This window comes from Candidatus Cryosericum septentrionale, from assembly GCF_003570995.1.
Classification (GTDB): Bacteria; Caldisericota; Caldisericia; order Cryosericales; family Cryosericaceae; genus Cryosericum; species Cryosericum septentrionale.
Genome location: NZ_QXIY01000013.1, coordinates 15,141 through 15,564, shown reverse-complemented (window position 1 = coordinate 15,564; position 424 = coordinate 15,141). Strand labels below are relative to the sequence as shown.

1 protein-coding gene is annotated in these 424 nt (G+C 59.4%); it reads right to left on the bottom strand.

What is annotated here, in order from left to right; genetic code table 11:
* Positions 1-424: anaerobic ribonucleoside-triphosphate reductase (nrdD, locus tag SMC1_RS10865; RefSeq protein ID WP_207799284.1), on the bottom strand; the 424-nt coding region annotated here is incomplete at both ends.

The following is a 424-nucleotide window of genomic DNA, read 5'->3' as shown; positions in this document are numbered from 1 at the left end:
GAGACGTCTCCAGAGGCAGGGCCCGCAGCCACCTTCTGTGCCTCGACGACCAGCTCTTCATCGCACTTGGGGCAGAATGGATGGTTGCCGTTGATGTACCCGTGTTTGGGGCATATGGAGAACGTGGGCGTGAGCGTGAAGTAGGGCAGTCGGTAGCTGTTCGTGACTGCGCGCACCAGCTGCTTGGCTTGGTCTGCGCTTTCCAGCCGTTCGCCGAGAAACAGGTGGACGACAGTGCCTCCTGTATACTTGACCTGAAGAGGGTCCTGGAGGTCAAGCGCCTCGAACGGGTCGGTCGTGTACGCCACAGGCAACTGCGTAGAGTTCGTGTAGTAGGGATCACCGCCGTTCTTGACGGCCTCTTCGTTTGCCACGAGGATGTCCGGATACAGAGCCTTGTCCTGCTTGGCCAGCACATAGGTTG